Annotated in this window: 17 protein-coding genes; 3 read left to right on the top strand and 14 right to left on the bottom strand. The window is 66.8% G+C overall.

Features of this window, described 5'->3' with window-relative positions:
* Nucleotides 1-79: 79 nt before the first annotated feature.
* The 4 genes from AWC17_RS23895 to AWC17_RS23880 all read right to left on the bottom strand — a co-directional run bounded on the left by AWC17_RS23895 (nucleotide 80) and on the right by AWC17_RS23880 (nucleotide 3,849).
* On the bottom strand, nucleotides 80-1,258 hold the full coding sequence (locus tag AWC17_RS23895) for a serine hydrolase domain-containing protein (protein WP_046182831.1): 1,179 nt from the start codon (nucleotides 1,256-1,258) through the stop codon (nucleotides 80-82).
* Nucleotides 1,255-2,727, bottom strand: a complete 1,473-nt coding sequence (locus tag AWC17_RS23890; RefSeq protein ID WP_141224747.1) for a biotin carboxylase — start codon at nucleotides 2,725-2,727, stop codon at nucleotides 1,255-1,257. The genes AWC17_RS23895 and AWC17_RS23890 overlap by 4 nt, the downstream gene beginning before the upstream one ends.
* Before the next feature lie 110 nt (nucleotides 2,728-2,837).
* Nucleotides 2,838-3,530, bottom strand: a complete 693-nt coding sequence (locus AWC17_RS23885) for a type 1 glutamine amidotransferase domain-containing protein (RefSeq protein ID WP_046182829.1) — start codon at nucleotides 3,528-3,530, stop codon at nucleotides 2,838-2,840.
* Between the two features lie 82 nt (nucleotides 3,531-3,612).
* Nucleotides 3,613-3,849 (bottom strand): hypothetical protein, encoded by a 237-nt coding sequence (locus AWC17_RS23880; protein ID WP_141224746.1) that lies wholly within the window; start codon nucleotides 3,847-3,849, stop codon nucleotides 3,613-3,615.
* 299 nt (nucleotides 3,850-4,148) lie between these two features.
* Here AWC17_RS23880 and AWC17_RS34040 point away from each other — a divergent pair, with 299 nt between their 5' ends.
* The 3 genes from AWC17_RS34040 to AWC17_RS23865 all read left to right on the top strand — a co-directional run bounded on the left by AWC17_RS34040 (nucleotide 4,149) and on the right by AWC17_RS23865 (nucleotide 6,248).
* Nucleotides 4,149-4,562 carry a hypothetical protein gene (locus AWC17_RS34040; protein ID WP_046182840.1) on the top strand — a complete coding sequence of 138 codons (414 nt, stop codon included), beginning with the start codon at nucleotides 4,149-4,151 and terminating at the stop codon, nucleotides 4,560-4,562.
* 520 nt (nucleotides 4,563-5,082) lie between these two features.
* On the top strand, nucleotides 5,083-5,853 hold the full coding sequence (locus AWC17_RS23870; protein ID WP_046182827.1) for an enoyl-CoA hydratase: 771 nt from the start codon (nucleotides 5,083-5,085) through the stop codon (nucleotides 5,851-5,853).
* A 104-nt stretch (nucleotides 5,854-5,957) separates the two neighbouring features.
* Nucleotides 5,958-6,248: an Mtp family mycobacterial-type pilin gene (locus AWC17_RS23865; protein WP_046182826.1), complete on the top strand. Its 291-nt coding sequence runs from the start codon at nucleotides 5,958-5,960 to the stop codon at nucleotides 6,246-6,248.
* Nucleotides 6,249-6,252: 4 nt separating this feature from the next.
* Here AWC17_RS23865 and AWC17_RS23860 read toward each other — a convergent pair whose 3' ends face one another.
* The 10 genes from AWC17_RS23860 to AWC17_RS23815 all read right to left on the bottom strand — a co-directional run bounded on the left by AWC17_RS23860 (nucleotide 6,253) and on the right by AWC17_RS23815 (nucleotide 17,235).
* Nucleotides 6,253-7,416, bottom strand: a complete 1,164-nt coding sequence (locus tag AWC17_RS23860) for a dihydrolipoamide acetyltransferase family protein (RefSeq protein WP_046182825.1) — start codon at nucleotides 7,414-7,416, stop codon at nucleotides 6,253-6,255.
* Complete coding sequence (bkdB, locus tag AWC17_RS23855; RefSeq protein ID WP_046182824.1) at nucleotides 7,413-8,468, bottom strand: 3-methyl-2-oxobutanoate dehydrogenase subunit beta; 1,056 nt, start codon at nucleotides 8,466-8,468, stop codon at nucleotides 7,413-7,415. The genes AWC17_RS23860 and bkdB overlap by 4 nt, the downstream gene beginning before the upstream one ends.
* Nucleotides 8,469-9,569: a pyruvate dehydrogenase (acetyl-transferring) E1 component subunit alpha gene (gene pdhA, locus AWC17_RS23850; RefSeq protein WP_046182823.1), complete on the bottom strand. Its 1,101-nt coding sequence runs from the start codon at nucleotides 9,567-9,569 to the stop codon at nucleotides 8,469-8,471.
* A gap of 208 nt (nucleotides 9,570-9,777) precedes the next feature.
* Nucleotides 9,778-10,596 carry an HpcH/HpaI aldolase/citrate lyase family protein gene (locus tag AWC17_RS23845; protein WP_046182822.1) on the bottom strand — a complete coding sequence of 273 codons (819 nt, stop codon included), beginning with the start codon at nucleotides 10,594-10,596 and terminating at the stop codon, nucleotides 9,778-9,780.
* The gene (locus tag AWC17_RS23840; protein WP_141224745.1) at nucleotides 10,593-11,123 is read right to left on the bottom strand and encodes a MaoC family dehydratase; all 531 of its coding nucleotides are present in this window, start codon (nucleotides 11,121-11,123) and stop codon (nucleotides 10,593-10,595) included. Before AWC17_RS23840 ends, AWC17_RS23845 begins: the two co-directional genes overlap by 4 nt.
* Nucleotides 11,087-12,253 carry an acyl-CoA dehydrogenase family protein gene (locus tag AWC17_RS23835; protein WP_046182820.1) on the bottom strand — a complete coding sequence of 389 codons (1,167 nt, stop codon included), beginning with the start codon at nucleotides 12,251-12,253 and terminating at the stop codon, nucleotides 11,087-11,089. Before AWC17_RS23835 ends, AWC17_RS23840 begins: the two co-directional genes overlap by 37 nt.
* Nucleotides 12,250-14,256, bottom strand: coding sequence for an acetyl-CoA carboxylase biotin carboxylase subunit (locus AWC17_RS23830; RefSeq protein ID WP_046182839.1), 2,007 nt, complete (start codon nucleotides 14,254-14,256; stop codon nucleotides 12,250-12,252). The genes AWC17_RS23835 and AWC17_RS23830 overlap by 4 nt, the downstream gene beginning before the upstream one ends.
* Before the next feature lie 5 nt (nucleotides 14,257-14,261).
* The gene (locus AWC17_RS23825) at nucleotides 14,262-15,833 is read right to left on the bottom strand and encodes a carboxyl transferase domain-containing protein (RefSeq protein ID WP_046182819.1); all 1,572 of its coding nucleotides are present in this window, start codon (nucleotides 15,831-15,833) and stop codon (nucleotides 14,262-14,264) included.
* Nucleotides 15,834-15,844: 11 nt separating this feature from the next.
* Nucleotides 15,845-16,495, bottom strand: coding sequence for a CoA transferase subunit B (locus AWC17_RS23820; protein ID WP_046182818.1), 651 nt, complete (start codon nucleotides 16,493-16,495; stop codon nucleotides 15,845-15,847).
* Entirely contained in the window at nucleotides 16,492-17,235 is a 744-nt protein-coding gene (locus tag AWC17_RS23815; RefSeq protein ID WP_046182838.1) for a CoA transferase subunit A, read from the bottom strand. The genes AWC17_RS23820 and AWC17_RS23815 overlap by 4 nt, the downstream gene beginning before the upstream one ends.
* Between the last annotated feature and the right edge of the window lie 152 nt (nucleotides 17,236-17,387).

Genomic DNA, 17,387 nt, shown 5'->3' with positions numbered 1-17,387 from the left:
AAGGTGGCGGGGCATCACCGGTGCCCAACGTTAGCCACAACTGTTGTAGCACAAGCAAGAACGGGCAGGCGGCCGCGAACTAACTGGTGATTCCAGCCAGCTCGTGTGCCACCGCATCGAAGGCGCGCAGCGTGTCCAGCATGTGCGGCTCGTGGGAGTGGGGCTGCGTGGACACCTTGGCGGCGACCGTCTCCGCGGCGCGGTTGACATAGACCATCTGGCCGCACATGCCCAGGCACAACACGACGTTGCTGCCTGGATAGGGGAACCACATTTGGTTGCGGTACATCCCGCCGGGCAAATCAGTGTCGTGGTCGGGACTGGCGGCGAACGCCTGCCGCGAGTCGGGGCCGCCGTCGAAGGTGTCGGCGACCCACGCCGCCGGTATCACTTGCTGGCCGGTCAGCGAGACACCGTCGCGCAAGAACAGCGACCCGAACCGGATCAGGTCGGTAAGGCAGGCGTTGACGCCGCCGTCGAAGAACCCCGTGCCGACGGGATCGACAGCGATGGTGGCGTCGTATTGGGCGCCGATGCGGCTCCACAGCAGTTCCGACATCAGTCCGGGCATCCGCTGGCCGCCGGCGACCTCGCAGATCCAGCCCAGTACGTCGGTCTCACACGAGCGATATTCGAACGGGCCGCCGTGAGCTGACTTCTGCCGCAAGGTCAGCAGGAAGTCGCGCAGCGTGGACGGGGCGTCCGGACTGCTCTTGGGCGCCCAGCCCATCGCCTGATCGAGCAGGTGTATCTCCGCGGCCGGGTCGTCGTAGTTCTCTGAAAACTTGATACCCGACCTCATATCCAGCAGGTGGCGCACCGTCGCACCGGCGTAGCCGCAATTCGCCAACCCAGGAACGAAAGCCGTGACCGGCGCGTCAAGCTCGATCGCACCGGCCTCATACAGCGCGCCGACGACGGCACCCACCAGTGACTTGCTCACCGAGAACACCAGGTGCCGGGTGTCGGCCGCCATGCCGTCGAGGTACTCCTGGGCCACCAGCGACCCGCGGTGGGCGACGGCCCACCCGTCGGTGACGGTGGCGGCCATCACCGCGCCGACCGTGGTGGCCGCCCCGTCAGTGTTGGTCACGGGGATCTCAGCCACCGGATTGGGAACCGCGGGCAGCGCGGCGATCGGCCCCGTCCCCCGCGGGATCAAAGCGGTCGGCACGAAGTCTTCGACGTGCTGGAACGACCACCGCGCATAGGGCGCCAACAGCCAGTTGTCCAGGGAGATTCCGGCCGGGACGCTCACGCGCGCGCGACGAGCCGCGAGACGATGGGCGTGGCCGGCGCCAGGGGCGTCGAGACGAACTTCGCCTTCATGCCCTTGACCCAGCGCTGGCAGCGCTCGGTGAGCCGGTAATCGTCAGTCTGCAGGTGTCCGCGGGTGACGAGCACCCCGAGTTGTGCGCCCTCCGAACGTAAGTCGCCGGGGGCCGCCACCCGCATGTAAAAGGCCTCAGACCCGTCGAGCAGCGTGGCCCAGTCGTTGGCCGTGCGCGAAAAGGAGACACGGCCGTCGTCATCGATGCGCCACACACCGGTGCGAGGCGTCGAGGTGAAGAGCTCGACATCCGGCGAGGTCTCCGTCAATATCACCTGGCCCCAGACCTCGTCCTCGCCATAACCGCGCTCCCAGCGAGCGTTGATTCCCTCGATGTCGAGCTCGTACTCCACGTCCATGTACTCGAGCAGGTGAAAGAGAAACAGGGGCATATCGGCGTAGGCCTCGGTCGTCAGATTCGTCATCGGGCTGGCGCCGCTCAGACGAGGGTTCACTTCCCCGAGGTAGAGCTGGTCGGAGTCCAAGTCATGCAGAAGGTCCACCTCGAAATATCCGCGGTACCCCTCGCGGCTCAAGATGTCGCCCAGCTTTCCCACCATTTCCCGCGCGGCGTGCGTCTGGTCCGGCGGCAGAACTTCGCGCCAAATGTCGTTGCCGCACCACGCACCCCGGTGCGGGGTCAGCTCCGGGTAACCCACGAGGCTGGTCATCGCGGGCCCGATCACGGTGCCGTGGCGGGTCACGGCGCCCTCGATGCACACCTCGACATTGCGGATGCGCTTCATGACTTTGAATTCCTGCTGCGCGGTCAGGTCACCGGCGTGCTCGTCCCAATCGCGCTGGCCGCGGACGAAGAAGGTCCCGCTGCCCGCGGCGCCGTACGGGATCGAGATGACGAGGTCATCGCCCAATCCGGCGTTCTGCGCGAGCGTCAGCAGTTCGTCGTAGGAGCCGGCCCGTCCCATCGTGTGGGGCACGCTCGGTACGCCCGCGTCGTCGGCCAGGCGCGTCATGACGGTCTTGGAGCCGAGACGATTGCGCAGCTCCACCGGCGGATGCATGACCTCGAGACCCGCCTGCCGCGCGAGGGCCTGGGTCTCCTCGTCCATCATCACAAAGCAGGCTTTGCCACCCGGACCCTTGCCCGCGATGAACTCGAGCGTCTCGGGATCGCGCAGGAGGTGGTTGCAGACGTCTCCCATGGATTCGAAATCAATGCGGTCGCGCCGCCGGGGCACGAACACGCGTGAATGTATGCCCTCGAACGCGTCAAAGTATGTGAGGTAAAAGAAGTTTCGTATCCAGCGGTCGATGCCGAGCAGGTTGAACGGGGTCGGCGAAATGAAGTACAGCGGCACGGTATTGGTGTGAAAGAACGCGCGTACGTCCGAAAGGCCTTTCAGCGGGCCGCGCCGATCCGGCTCGGGCACGGTCACGCCACCCGCGCTGACGTCGACGGCAGGGGTGCTGCGATCAGCGCGCAGGCGGTGAAGTCACACATTTTCATTCTTCAAGTGTGGACCGGCAACGGCCGTTCGGCAGTCGCTTAACGGAGTTCCTTCATGAACTCTTTCGCCAGAGGCGCAGCGGAGGCCGGGTTCTGGCCCGTGAAGAGATTGCGGTCTTTCACGGTGTAGGGCTTCCAGACTTCGCCACGGGAGAAGTCGACGCCCATCTTCACCAGTTCGTCCTCGGCGGTCCACCGCGCCTTCTCCCGCAGCCCGACGGCATCCTCTTCGTCGTTGGTGTAGGCCGTGACCTTGTAGCCGGCGAACGGCGAAACCCCGTCTCGCCGAGTGGCCATCATGGCGACCGGCGCGTGGCATACGATGGCCAGCGGCTTGCCGGAGGCGAGCGCCGCGATGAGCAGCCGACCCGAGTCGGCGTCCTGCCACAGATCCTCCATCGGGCCATGGCCGCCCGGGTAGTAGACGGCGTCATAGTCCTCGAGGCGGGCGTCGGCCAACTCGATCGGGCGGCGCAATTCCTCGGCGGACCGCAGGATCTCCTCTAGGTCCCGAGCGATCTCTTCACTGCCGGCCATCGACGGACGCAGGCTCATCACATCCACATGCGGGACAACGCCTTTCGGGGTAGCCACCACGACCTCATGACCGGCGTTGGTGAGCTCGCGGTACGGTGCAGCGAACTCCTCGGCCCAATAGCCGGTCGGATGCCTCGTGCCGTCCTTGAGTGTCCAGTAACTTGCGCCAGTCACTACGAACAAAACCTTTGCCATCGCGCATCCCCTCGTTAGCGCACCGGATTGACCCGTCCAAGCGTCACCCATCCCACGGCCGGTGTGCAACCGCGAACCGCCACTACGACGCCGGTGCGAGCTGCCACACAAGGTCGTGCGCACTGGCAGTCGTTCTGTCGCAGGAGACCGTGTGGCCGGTCGCGTCATGCGTCGTCGCATTCCGCATCGAACACGGATGACCCGCGGCGGGTTTGTTCGCGGAGATGAGACCCAGACCGACCGCGATCAGGACGGCGATTACAGCAGACACAATCGCCAGGCGGAGGTAACCGATTTTCTTGTCGTCCTTCTCCGCCACGGTTCGCATTAAGTGCTCCTGCCGTCGGTGTCTAATGGCGCGCGCTCTCGCCAGCCCGGCACCAGCATCAGCGGTAGGCCTTGGCGGATTCTCAAAAGCTCCTTGGCGGCCTCGCGCACTGGCCGGCGCGCTGGAAGACACAACGGTGTAAATGGCTCTTAACAAGTATCGCGGCGGTGCCCGCGCCAAGAGGTTGCCAATTAGACGGTTAGGGAACAACAATTGGCGTGTCGTGCGAGCAGACGACGCCAGCAGGGGGATCATGACTTATGGCGTCTCTATTCGAGGGGTGGTCGACGATGACGTCGGACGACTGGCAACCGGTGGTGCGAGTCGGGGAACCAAAGTTCGTAGCCGGTCTGGGGAACAGAATCAAGGTCGAGGTCAAGACACGGGGGTGGCTAAGCCGAGACTGGCGCGCCTACTTCGGTCTGCAGGTATCGCAGCAAAGGCTCGATGCCAGGTACTCCACCTATCCCTGTTGGGACGAGGTCCAGCGCATCGAGGGCACATGTGCCGTCGATGACGCGGAGCGCTACATCGAAATGATCGATGCGGCAATCCACTACGCGAACACGAGGTTGCGATGCGACGCGTCGTCAACCACAGTGATCCAGGGGACGCAGCGGGACCAACGAGCGTGTGCGGTACGACGGCGCCAAGCGGCGCTCGATCAGCTGGCGAAGAAATTGGCAAGACCCGAGGCAGGGTAAGCAGACTAGCCAAGACCGCGGCGTGACTCGGGATGATTCCGTGGGCTTCGTGATGTGACGCAGCAACGTGTCACCGTGCTGAACTACGTCCAGGTAATTCATGGCCGGACCGACGACATCCTTGCCGCCAATTGATGCCCCGGCAGCCTTTCGGGTGACGGCTCGAGCACGCGACCCCAAAAGCATTCGCGTTCGTTCAACCATTCTTTGGAAATACTCGAAGTTAAGCAATCTCCTGCGGGGTCAAACGCAATACGAAGGCAATTAATAGGGTCCCGGAGCGGGTGCACACGGCGACCAGCCATGCCTTTCCTCGACAGCTGCCGCCCCAGGTGCCTTAGTCGTCGACGAGAGCTTGCCTGGTGCCCACTCGGCGAAAACTCGGACCGACCGCGCTCAACACCGGCCACCGTCCGTGAGCACGCCCCGCAGTACCCTTACCCTGCCCCGGAGTCGCAGCCGACGGCACAGCAATCGTGCGTTGCACAGACCCGCCAACCCCAAGCCGCGGAGGTGCCCGATGGCCCAATCCGAACTCGTGTTGTTCACCGTCGACAATCGCGTCGCGCTGATCACCGTCAACGACCCCGACCGACGCAACGCGGTGACCGCCGAGATGTCGGCGCGCCTGCGCGCTGCCGTCGAGCGAGCCGAGGCCGATCCCGACGTGCACGCCGTGGTCGTCACCGGTGCCGGCAAGGCCTTCTGCGCCGGCGCGGACCTCAGCGCGCTCGGCGCCGCGGGCGGGGACAAAGCCGAGACGGGTCTGCAGCAGCTCTACGACGGCTTCATGGCCGTCGGCAGTTGCCGGCTGCCCACCATCGCCGCGGTCAACGGCGCGGCGGTCGGCGCGGGTCTGAATCTCGCACTGACCGCCGACGTGCGCATCGCCGGACCGGCGGCGTTGTTCGACGCCCGATTCCAGAAGCTGGGCCTGCATCCCGGCGGTGGTGCGACGTGGATGCTGCAGCGGGCGGTGGGCCCCCAGGTCGCCCGCGCGGCTCTGCTCTTCGGCATGCGTTTCGACGCCGAAGCCGCCGTGCACCACGGCTTGGCGCTTTCGGTCGCCGACGATCCGGTCGCCGCGGCGCTGGAGCTGGCCGCGGGGCCCGCGGGTGCCCCGCGCGAGGTCGTGCTGGCGACGAAGGCCACCATGCGCGCCACCGTCACCCCGGGATCGCTGGATCACGAGCAACACGTCTTCGCCATGCGCACAGAGCTTGGGCCGCAGGCCTACTCCATCCAGTCGCCGGAATTCGCCCAGCGACTGGCCGCGGCGCAACGCCGGTAGCGCCGAGCGTGGTGTGAGCGGGTTGGGATCGGTAGCGCAGCCACCGCGGTGCGCTTGCGGCGAAGACGCCATCCAGCCTGGCGCATGAGCAAAGGACATGCAGCGTGCACATCACCCACATCTTCACCCGAATCGCCGCCGGGGTCCTATTGTCCACCGGGGTCGCGGCGGCCGGAGCCGCACTGATTGCGGGCACCGCCCACGCCCAGCCGGGCCTTGCGCCGCAGGTGTATTGGTGCCCGAACCAGCCGTGGAACCCGGCATGGGGTGAGAACAAGTATTGGAATCAGTGCTGGGACACCGACAACCCGCCGCCGTACCCGCCCCCACCGCCTTTTCACCAGCCCAATTTCAACTGCGGCCTGTTTTGGTGCCCCGTACCGCCGCACCCCTGAGCTCTTACAGGTCGAGCAACGCGGTCATGGGTGACTCGATCAGGTCCCTCAGCTCGGTGATGAACTGGGCCGCCTGGGCGCCGTCGGCGACTCGGTGGTCGAACACGCAGGTCAGCGTCATCGTCGGGCGCACCACGACCTGATCACCGACCGCCATCGGGCGCGGTTTGATTGCGCCCATCCCCAGGATTGCCGCTTCGGGATGGTTGATCACCGGCACGCCGTCGTCGGCGCCCAGCGCCCCGAAGTTCGACACCGTAAATGTAGAGCCGCGCAACTCCCCCGGCGTGAGCGTGCCTTCCCGCGCGCCGGTGATCAATTCGGCTGCCCGACTTGCCAGTTCGCGCGTTGTCTTAGTGTGCGCGTCGGTGATCACCGGGACCAGCAGTCCCCGGGCGGTGGCCACCCCGAATCCCAGATGCAGTCGATGCTCGACGCGAACCCGCGGGCCATCGGACGAGTCAACCCATGTCGAGTTGAGGATCTCGTTGTGGCGTAGCGCAATCACCAGCAGCCGCATTGTGAGGACAAACGGCGTGATCTTCTGATCCGTCGACGCCAGGTCCGAGAGCCGCATCAATTCGGTGCAGTCAACCGTGACGCTGACTTTGGCGGCCGGGATCTCTCTGTGCGACAACGTCATCTTCTCGGCCATTCGGGCCTGCACGCCGCGTACCGGCCGGACGTCGGCGCCGTTTTGGCCGGCCGCCGCCAGCACGTCCGCGCGGGTGATGATGCTGTCAGGGTCGTGCTGCAGCGAGGGCAGGTCAACCATTAGCTCCTTGGCCAATTTGCGCGTTGGAGGCGCGGCGCGCGGGCGGCTGGTCCGTCGGCTGGCGTCGATGCCGGCGTCCGCGCCATAGCCGACCAGCGTGGGGATCTCCCCGGCGTCCGCGGGGATGTCGCCGTTCACCGGCGCCGTGTCGATACGGACCAGCACCGCCCCCACCGCGAGCACATCGCCCTCGCCCCCGTGCGTTTCGACGATCCGCCCCGCATACGGGCTGGGCAGCTCCACCTCCGCCTTGGCGGTCTCCACCGAGCACAACACCTGGTTGAGCTCGACTTCGTCGCCCGCGACGACGTTCCAGTGCGTCACCGTCACTTCCTGTAATCCCTCACCGAGGTCGGGAACCCGGAATGCCTTGACCCGGTCGTCGGCGCTCACGGTTGACCCAACGCACGCTCGACGCAGTCCAGCAGCCGGTCAGGGCCCGGTAGCCACAGTCGCTCCAGCCGAGCCGGCGGGTACGGGGTGTCAAACCCGCAGGCGCGCAACACCGGCGCCTCCAGCTCGTAGAACATTTCCTCTTGAATCCGGGCGGCCAAACCGGCGCCATATCCCAGGCTGCGAGGCCCCTCGTGCATCACCACGCAACGTCCGGTCCGATGAATCGACGCCGCCACGGTGTCGAAGTCCAACGGAACCAGTGACCGCAGGTCGATGACCTCCAGGCTCCAACCGCGTTGTCGCTGCGCCTCTTCCGCGGCGGCGACCGCGGTGCTGACCAAGCTCCCGTAGGTCACGACGGTTACATCGGAGCCGGGCCGTCGCACCATCGCCCGCCCGATCGGCGGTTCGGGCCGCTCCGTGTCGACCGCACCGCGGACCTGATAGCGCCGCTTTGGCTCGAGGTACATCACCGGGTCCGGGCAGGCGATCGCGTGGCGAAGGAGCCAATATGCGTCGGCCGGGCTGGATGGGACCACCACCTTCAGGCCGGCGGTATGCGCCCAATACGATTCGGTGGAGTCCGAATGGTGTTCGGCCGCACCGATTCCGCCGAAGGACGGGATCCGTACCGTCACCGGCATGTTGATCTCGCCGCGGGTGCGGGTTCGGTACTTCGCCAGATGGCTGACCACCTGATCGAAGGCCGGGTAGGAAAACCCGTCGAACTGAATCTCCGGCACCGGCACGAAGCCGCGTAAGGCCAGCCCCACTGCGATGCCGATGATGGCGGATTCCGCCAGCGGCGTGTCGAAACAGCGTTTCTCGCCGAACGTTTCGGCCAGCCCTTCGGTTACCCGAAACACCCCTCCCTCGACCGAGACGTCCTCGCCGAAGACCAGCACCCGTTCATCGGTGGCCATCGCGTCGTGCAGGGCACGGTTGAGCGCCTGAACCATGGTCAGCGCCTGAGCGCCGAGCGCGACGTTCTCCGCTGCGGCGGTGAGAGTTTCATCGGGACTGGCCGGACGATCGGCGAGCTGAGTCATTCACGCCTCCCAATCGCTTCGGTCGAGTTCGGCTCGCAGCGCTTCGCGCTGCGCCTGCAACCCGGGCGTCATCTCGGCGTACACCGTGGTGAACACCTCGTCGATGTCGAAATCGGGTGCATCGAACACCGCGTCGCGCAGTTCGGCGCGCATGCGCTTCGAGCGGGCAGCGACCCGGTCCTCCAATCGGTCCGACCACAAGCCCTGCCCCTGAAGGTAGGTGCGGTAGCGCGGGATCGGGTCGAGCGCCGCCCAGCGGTCCACCTCCTCCTGGGTCCGGTAGCGGCTGGGATCATCGGAGGTGGTGTGCGGGCCGAGTCGGTAGGTGACCGCCTCGATCAGGGTCGGGCCATCGCCCGCCCGGGCGCGGGCGGCAGCCTCGGCCATCACCGCATAGCAGGCCAGCACATCGTTGCCGTCCACCCGGATCCCCGGCATGCCGTAGCCGATTGCCTTGTGCGCGATGGACGGTGCCGCGGTCTGTTTGTGGATCGGCACCGAGATCGCCCACTGATTGTTCTGCACGAAGAACACGCATGGCGTGGTGAACACGGCCGCGAAGTTCAACGCCTCGTGCACGTCCCCCACGCTGGTGGCGCCGTCGCCGAGGAAGGCCACCGTCACCGAATCCTCGCCCAGACGTTGCGCGGCCATCGCCGCGCCGACGGCATGCAGGGTCTGGGTGCCGATCGGAATCGAGGTCGGGGCGCAGCATTTCTTGGTGAATTCCAGTCCGCCATGCCAGGTTCCGCGCCACACCGCACCGACGTGCCCGGGCGGGATGCCGCGTACCAGATACGCACCGAGCTCCCGGTATTGGGGAAACAGCCAGTCCGTCTTGCGCAAACAGGCCGCCGCGCCCACCTGGGCGGCTTCCTGACCGCGGCAGGACGCGAACAACGCCAACTCTCCCTGGCGCTTCAGGTTGATGAACTCGGTGTCCAGCTCGCGGGTGACCACCATCATTTCGTAGAGCCAGCACAGTGTCTCCGCGGGAAGGTCGCGGCCATAGCGAAGTTCGGACGTCGGTGTGCCATCCGCGGCGACGAGTTGCACCGGCTCGAGGTCGACGGTCATCGGCAGTTGAGCCACCTTCGCCATACCGTCTCCCTACTTCGGTGCCGCAGGGGTCACAGCGAAAGCTCAGCCGGGACCTACGCGAGCCGAAGTCGATCGCCAGCTACACGAAAGGCTCCGCTCGCCGCGACACTGGCGTACTAACCATTATGCGCTCAAACGAGAAGAGAGCGCGGTGATCGCGAACGTGTCGCGCCCACCAGCAACGCCGTTCGGGGGCGGGGTTAGACGGTCATCCGGCGGACTGCCCCGCCCTGCGCACCAGCATCTCCGCATGCTTGAGCACCGGCGAGTCCACCATTTGTCCCTCGAACGCGAAAACGCCGCGCTCGGTGCGCGCCGCCTCCAATACCCTTCGCGCCCAGTCGAGTTTGTCCTCGCTGGGGCGATAGGCGTCGCGCACGACCGGGAGTTGGGTCGGGTGAATGCAAACGGTCCCGTGGAAGCCCACCGCGACGGCGTCATGGGCTTCCGCCCGCAAGCCTTCGAGGTCGCGGATGTCCAAATGCACCGCATCGAGCGCGATCCGGCCGAAGGTGGACGCCGCCAGCAGGACCGTCGACCGCACATGGCGGGCAACGTCGCGGTAGGTGCCGTCGGCCAGGCGGCTGGAGCTGCCGCCAAGGGCGGCGACCAGGTCCTCGGCGCCCCACATCATTGCGACGGTTCCCTCGGCGGCGGCGATCTCGGTGGTGAAGACCGCACCGCGGGGCGTCTCGATCAGCGCGATGACGTCGCGCGGCGCCAGCGCGGACACTTGCGCGGCCGATTCGGTCTTCGAGAGCATCACCGTCGTGTAAGGAGTCTCGGCCAGGGCGTCCAGGTCGCGGCCGTGCTCCTCGGTGCCGGCCGCGTTGACGCGCACTACGGTGCGCTCGGGATCCAGCGGGGTCTCCCGCAGCGCCTTGCGGGCGGCGGCCTTGTCCGCCTCGGCCACGCCGTCCTCGAGGTCGAGGATCACCACGTCGGCCGCGGCGGCGGCCTTCGCGAACCGCTCGGGGCGGTCTGCCGGGCAGAACAGCCAGCCTGGACCGGCGGCTTGCAGGTTCACTGGGACTCCTCCCCGTTTGGCCGCTTCTGGACCAGCGTGGTCCGCACCGCGCGCGCGACGACATCGCCGTGCTGGTTGCGCCCGGTGTGCTCGAGGGTGACGATCCCTTCGCCGGGCCGGCTTTTGGACTCCCGCTTGGCGGTGCACACGGTCTCGGCGTACAGGGTGTCGCCGTGGAAGACCGGCTTGGGGAACGACACCTCGGAAAAGCCCAGGTTGGCGACGATGGTGCCCAGAGTCAGCTGCGAGACCGACAGCCCGACCAGCGTGGACAGGGTGAACATCGAGTTCACCAACCGCTCGCCCCGAAAGCCCGGCTGCTCGGCGGCCCACGCCGCATCCAGGTGCAACGACTGGGTGTTCATCGTCAGCGTGGTGAACAAGACGTTGTCCGCCTCGGTGATGGTGCGGCCCGGCCGGTGCAGGTACGTCGTGCCGATCTCGAACTCCTCGAACCACAGGCCCCGCTGGATGATTGACTTGGCTTCGGTCACGACAGCCCCAGCGATCGCGCGATGAGCATCAATTGCACCTCGGTGGTCCCCTCACCGATCTCGAGGATCTTGCTGTCGCGGTAATGACGCGCCACCGGGTACTCGTTCATGAAACCGTACCCGCCATGGATTTGGGTGGCGTCGCGCGCGTTGTCCATGGCTGCTTCTGACGCGATCATCTTCGCGATGGCTGCCTCCGTCTTGAATGGCTTGCCGGCCAACATCTTTGCGGCCGCGTCGTAGTATGCCGTGCGGGCGACATGCGCGCGTGCTTCCATCCGCGCGATCTTGAAACTGATCGCCTGGTAGGAGCCAATCGGCTGACCGAAGGACTGGCGTTCCTTGGCGTACTTGACGCTCTCGTCGACGCAGCCCTGCGCGGCGCCGGTCGCCAGCGCGGCGATCGCGATGCGGCCCTCGTCCAGGATGGACAAGAAGTTCGCATAGCCAGTGCCGCGGGGGCCCAGCAGGTTCTCCTCCGGGACGCGGGCGTCGGCGAAGCTCAACGGGTGGGTGTCCGAGGCGTTCCAGCCGACCTTGCTGTAGACCGGTTCGACGGTGAATCCCGGTGTGCCGTTGGGCACGATGATCGTCGAGATCTCCTTCTTCCCGTCGGCGATAGTGCCGGTGACCGCGGTGACGGTGACCAGTTTCGTGATGTCGGTGCCGGAGTTGGTGATGAATTGCTTGCTGCCGTTGATCACCCACTCGCCGTCATCGAGCCGCGCGGTGGTCCGGGTGGCGCCCGCGTCGGAGCCTGCGCCCGGCTCGGTCAGCCCGAAGCCGGCCAGGGCCCGGCCGGCCGTCAGGTCGGGCAGCCACTTGGTCTTCTGTTCCTCGGAGCCGAAGCGGTAGATCGGCATTGCGCCGAGGCTGACGCCGGCCTCCAGCGTGATCGCCACCGACTGGTCGACCTTGCCGAGTTCCTCGAGCGCCAGCGACAGCGCGAAGTAGTCACCGCCCATGCCGCCGTACTCCTCCGGGAACGGCAGGCCGAACAACCCCATCTCGCCCATCTTGGCGACGACTTCGTACGGGAAGCTGTGCTCTTCATCGTGCTTGGCCGATACCGGCGCGACCACCGTGCGCGAGAACTCGGCCACCGTGTCGCGAAGATCCTCGTATTCCTTGGGTAGCGTTCCCGCGGTAATGGATGTCGTCATGTTTCGTCCTTACTCGAATCGGCTGCTGCTTCAGGCTCTTCGGGAACCAGTCGGGCCAGCACCTGGTCAACGGTGACCTGATCGCCGACGGACACCAAGAGCTCAACTCGTCCCGAAACCGGAGCGGAGAGCGAGTGTTCCATCTTCATTGCCTCCACGACCACCACCACGTCGCCCGCGGCGACCTCGGCGCCGGAGGCGGCCTGGACGTCGATCACGCTGCCGGGCATGGGGCTGAGGATTTCGGCCTGCTGCGCACCGGCCGCGCGGTGGATCTTGTGCTCCTCGGCCTCGCGCAGGTGCCAGGCTCCCCGCTCGTCGGCGATCCACAGGTGACGGTCGGCCTCCGCCCATCGGTATTCGCGGCGCACCCCCTCCAGCGTCACGTCCATGCGGTCGCCGTCGACTTGCACGCTCGCGGAACGGATCTCACCGTCGCCCACCTGCACCCGGGCGTCATCCGGTGGTCCCCAAACCGACACGGTGTCGCGGCGCAGCGGGGTCTGCATCTCGGTGCGCACGGGCGCCGGCGCACCCCCGACCCGCCACCCGGTCGGCACTGCCCACGGGTTGCCCCCGGCACGACGGTCCAGGGCCCACTGGCGGTAGAGGCCGCCGGCGGCGAGCACGTCGTCGGGCGCCGGCAGCGGCGCGAAGTCCGCCACCCGCTCGTCCAGCAGCGCCGTGTCGAGGTCACCTGCTTGCACTCGCTCGTCGGCCAGCAGGAAGCGGAGAAATTCGATGTTGGTCTGCACACCCAGGACCGCGGTCTGCGCCAGCGCCCCATCGAGTTTCGCCAACGCCTCGTCGCGGTCCTCCCCGTAGGCGATCACCTTGCTCAGCATCGGGTCGTAATCGCTGCCGACCAGGGTGCCGGGCAGCAGCGACGAGTCGACCCGCACGCCGGCGCCGGAGGGTTCGGCCACCTGCAGCACCCGGCCGCCGGTGGGCAGGAATCCGCGTGCGGGATCCTCGGCGTACACGCGGGCCTCGATCGCGTGGCCGTGTAGCTCGATGTCGTCCTGCGCGAACCCGAGCTTCTCCCCGGCGGCCACCCGTAGCTGCCACTCCACCAGGTCCAGGCCGGTAATCGCTTCGGTCACCGGATGTTCCACCTGCAGCCGGGTGTTCATTTCCATGAAGAAGAACTCGTCCGGGCGGTCGGCGGAGACGATGAACTCCACCGTGCCCGCGCCGACGTAATCGACGCTGCGGGCGGTGTTGCAGGCCGCCGCCCCGATGCGGGCGCGCGTCTGCGGGTCGAGCAACGGCGAGGGCGCCTCCTCGATCACCTTCTGATGGCGCCGCTGCAGGCTGCACTCGCGCTCGCCGAGGTGTACCACGCTGCCGTGGGTGTCGGCGAGCACCTGCACTTCGATGTGCCTGGGGCGCAACACGAATCGTTCCAGGAACAGGGTGTCGTCGCCGAACGACGAGGCAGCCTCCCGTCGGGCACCCAGCAGGGCGTCGCGCAACCGGCTCGGGTCATCCACCAGGCGCATGCCCTTGCCGCCGCCACCCGCCGACGGTTTGATCAACACCGGATATCCGACGTCTTCGGCGGCCGCGATCAGCTCGTCGTCGCTCAGTCCCGGCTTGGCCACACCGGGCACCACCGGCACGTCGAAGGCGGCGACCGCGTTCTTGGCGGTGATCTTGTCGCCCATCACCTGGATTGCTCGGGCCGGCGGCCCCAGGAACACCACCCCGGCACGCTCGCAGGCGGCGGCGAATTCGGAGTTCTCGGAGAGGAACCCGTAGCCCGGATGGATCGCCTGGGCTTCGGTGCGCGCCGCCGCATCGAGCACCTTGCCGATGTCGAGGTAGCTCTCGCGCGCCGCGGCGGGGCCCAGGCGAACGGCCGTGTCGGCCTCCAGGACATGACGGGCGTTGGCGTCGGGGTCGCTGTACACCGCGACCGACCGGATACCCAGTCGGCGCAGGGTCCGCATCACCCGGACCGCGATCTCGCCGCGGTTGGCCACTAATACGGTGTCGAACATCGTCATCACATCCGAAAGACGCCGTAGGAGACCGGCTCCAACGGGGCGTGCGAACATACCGAAAGAGCCAGCCCGACAACCGTTCTGGTGTCGGCCGGATCGATGATGCCATCGTCCCACAGGCGAGCGGTCGAATAGTACGGGTTGCCCTGATCCTCGTATTGCGCGCGGATCGGCGCCTTGAACGCCTCTTCCTCGTCGGGCGGCCACGGTTTGCCGGCCGCGGCGAGCTGCTCACCGCGCACCGTGGCCAGCACCGAGGCGGCCTGCTCGCCGCCCATGACCGAGATGCGCGCATTGGGCCACATCCACAAGAAGCGCGGCGAGTACGCCCGTCCGCACATCGAATAATTGCCCGCGCCATAGGATCCGCCGATCACGACAGTCAGCTTGGGCACCCGGGCACACGCCACGGCCGTCACCATCTTGGCGCCGTGCTTGGCGATGCCGCCGGCCTCGTAGTCGCGGCCGACCATAAACCCGGCGATGTTTTGCAGGAACAGCAGCGGGATCTTGCGTTTGTCGCAGAGTTCGATGAAATGGGCGCCCTTCAAGGCGGATTCGCTGAACAGGACGCCGTTGTTGGCGATGATACCTACCGGATGGCCATGGATGCGGGCGAAGGCCGTCATCAGCGTCTTGCCGTAATTGGCTTTGAATTCGCTGAATTCACCGCCGTCGACCAACCTCACGACGACCTCGTGCACGTCATAGGGCACCCGGGGATCCGGCGGCACCACGTCGTAGAGCTCGCTCTGCGGGTGCTTGGGCTCGACCGCGGGCTGAACGTCCCATTGGCTGGGTTCACGCGAGCCGAAGGTGGCCGCGATGGCGCGCACGATGCGCAGCGCGTGCTCGTCGTCGTCGGCGAGATGGTCGGTGACACCGGAGACCCGCGAGTGCAGGTCGCCGCCGCCGAGGTCCTCGGCCGAGACGATCTCGCCGGTGGCCGCCTTCACCAGGGGCGGACCGCCGAGGAAGATGGTGCCCTGCTCGCGGACGATGACGGCCTCGTCGCTCATGGCCGGCACATAGGCGCCGCCAGCCGTGCACGAACCGAGGACGGCGGCCACCTGCGGGATTTCCTTGGCGCTCATGGTCGCCTGGTTGTAGAAGATCCGGCCGAAGTGCTCGCGGTCGGGGAACACCTCGTCTTGGCGCGGCAGGAATGCGCCGCCGGAGTCCACCAGGTAGATGCAGGGCAAGCGATTCTGCAGCGCGACTTCCTGTGCGCGCAGGTGCTTTTTGACCGTCATCGGGTAGTAGGTGCCGCCCTTGACCGTGGCGTCGTTAGCGACGATCACACACTCACGCCCGGACACCCGGCCGATTCCGGTGATGATTCCGGCCCCCGGGGATTCGTCGTCGTACATGCCGTTGGCGGCCAGTGGGGCGAGCTCCAAGAACGGGCTGCCTGGGTCGAGCAGGCGATCCACCCGCTCACGCGGCAGCAGCTTGCCGCGGCTAACGTGGCGCTCGCGCGCGCGTTCATTGCCGCCACGCGCCGCGGCCGCCAGCTTGGCGTTCAACTCGGCGACCAGCCGGCGGTGCTCATCGGCGAACGATGGCGCGGTCATCACAGATGAACTCACGAATGCCTCCCGGTTGTCGCCAGCGCAAGCGGCGGTTCGGTCTTGTCGAGTACCTCGTCGGCCGAAACGCCGGGGGCGGTCTCGACCAAGTACAAGCCGTCATCGCATACGTCGATGACGGCCAGGTCGGTGATGATGCGATCGACACAGCCTGCACCGGTCAACGGAAGAGTGCACCGTGCAACGATTTTCGGGCTGCCATCACGGGCGGTGTGCTCCATCATCGCGATCACCTTGCGGGCGCCGTGGACCAGGTCCATCGCACCGCCCATGCCCTTCACCATCTTTCCCGGAATCATCCAGTTGGCGAGGTCGCCGGTGGCCGAAACCTGCATCGCCCCAAGCACGGCGACGTCGAGGTGTCCGCCGCGAATGATCCCGAAAGAGGCCGAGGAACCGAAGAAGGCCGCACCCGGCATCGTGGTGACGGTCTCCTTGCCTGCGTTGATCAGATCCGCGTCGACGTCCTCGGGTCGGGGATACGGTCCCACGCCCAGGATTCCGTTTTCCGAATGCACGACGACGGTGACGTCGGGCGGGATGTGGTTGGGGACGAGGGTGGGCATCCCGATGCCGAGATTGACGTATTGGCCATCCTCGAATTCGGCGGCCACCCGCGCGGCCAGACCCTCTCTGCTCCAACTCATCGGACCGTCATCTTCTCAATCCGCTTGACGGGGTCCGGCGCGTGGACGACCCGTTGCACATAGACGCCCGGGGTGTGCACGGCTCCAGGTTCGATCTCTCCCGGCTCGACGAGGTGTTCGACCTCGGCGATGGTGATCCTGCCGGCCTGGGCGCAATCCGGGTTGAAGTTGGCGGCGGCCCCGCGATAGACGAGGTTGCCGTGCCGGTCACCCTTCCAGGCGTGCACCAGCGCGAAGTCCGTGCGGATCGCCCGCTCGAGAACGTAGGTGACACCGTCGAACTCGCGGGTCTCCTTCGGCGGCGACATCACCGCCACCGCGCCGGCGCCGTCGTAGCGCCACGGCAACCCACCATCGGCGACGGCGGTCCCCACCCCCGCCGCCGTATAGAAGGCCGGAATCCCCATCCCACCGGCGCGCAGCCGCTCCGCGAGTGTGCCCTGCGGGTTGAGTTCCACCTCGAGTTCGCCGGCGAGGAACTGGCGGGCGAATTCTTTGTTGTCGCCCACATACGAGGCGATGGTTCGACGAATTCGCTTGTGCGCCAACAATGGCCCTAGCCCGACTCCGTCGCCGCCGCAGTTGTTGGACACGGTCTCCAAGTCCCGCACGCCGGTGGCCACCAGCGCGGCGATCAAGGCCTCGGGAATGCCGCAGAAGCCGAAGCCCCCGACCGCCAGGGACGACCCGTCGGCTATGTCGGCGACCGCCTCAGCGGCCGTCGCCACCACCTTGTCCATCGCCGCAGCAGCCTCCTTGCCGTCGGGCGGGGCGTTTGAGTTAATGCTCATTAACTCGCTGCTGAGAATACCATCGCCGATCCCAACGGTCCAGGGACGACGGCACCGGGCCGTCGCCGTCCGTTGCGGCAGGTTAATTGTGAATAACTCGT

The sequence above is a fragment of the Mycobacterium nebraskense genome, assembly GCF_002102255.1.
GTDB classification, from domain to species: domain Bacteria; phylum Actinomycetota; class Actinomycetes; order Mycobacteriales; family Mycobacteriaceae; genus Mycobacterium; species Mycobacterium nebraskense.
Note: the sequence above shows the minus strand (reverse complement) of the source record. Positions and strands in the feature narration are given on the sequence as shown.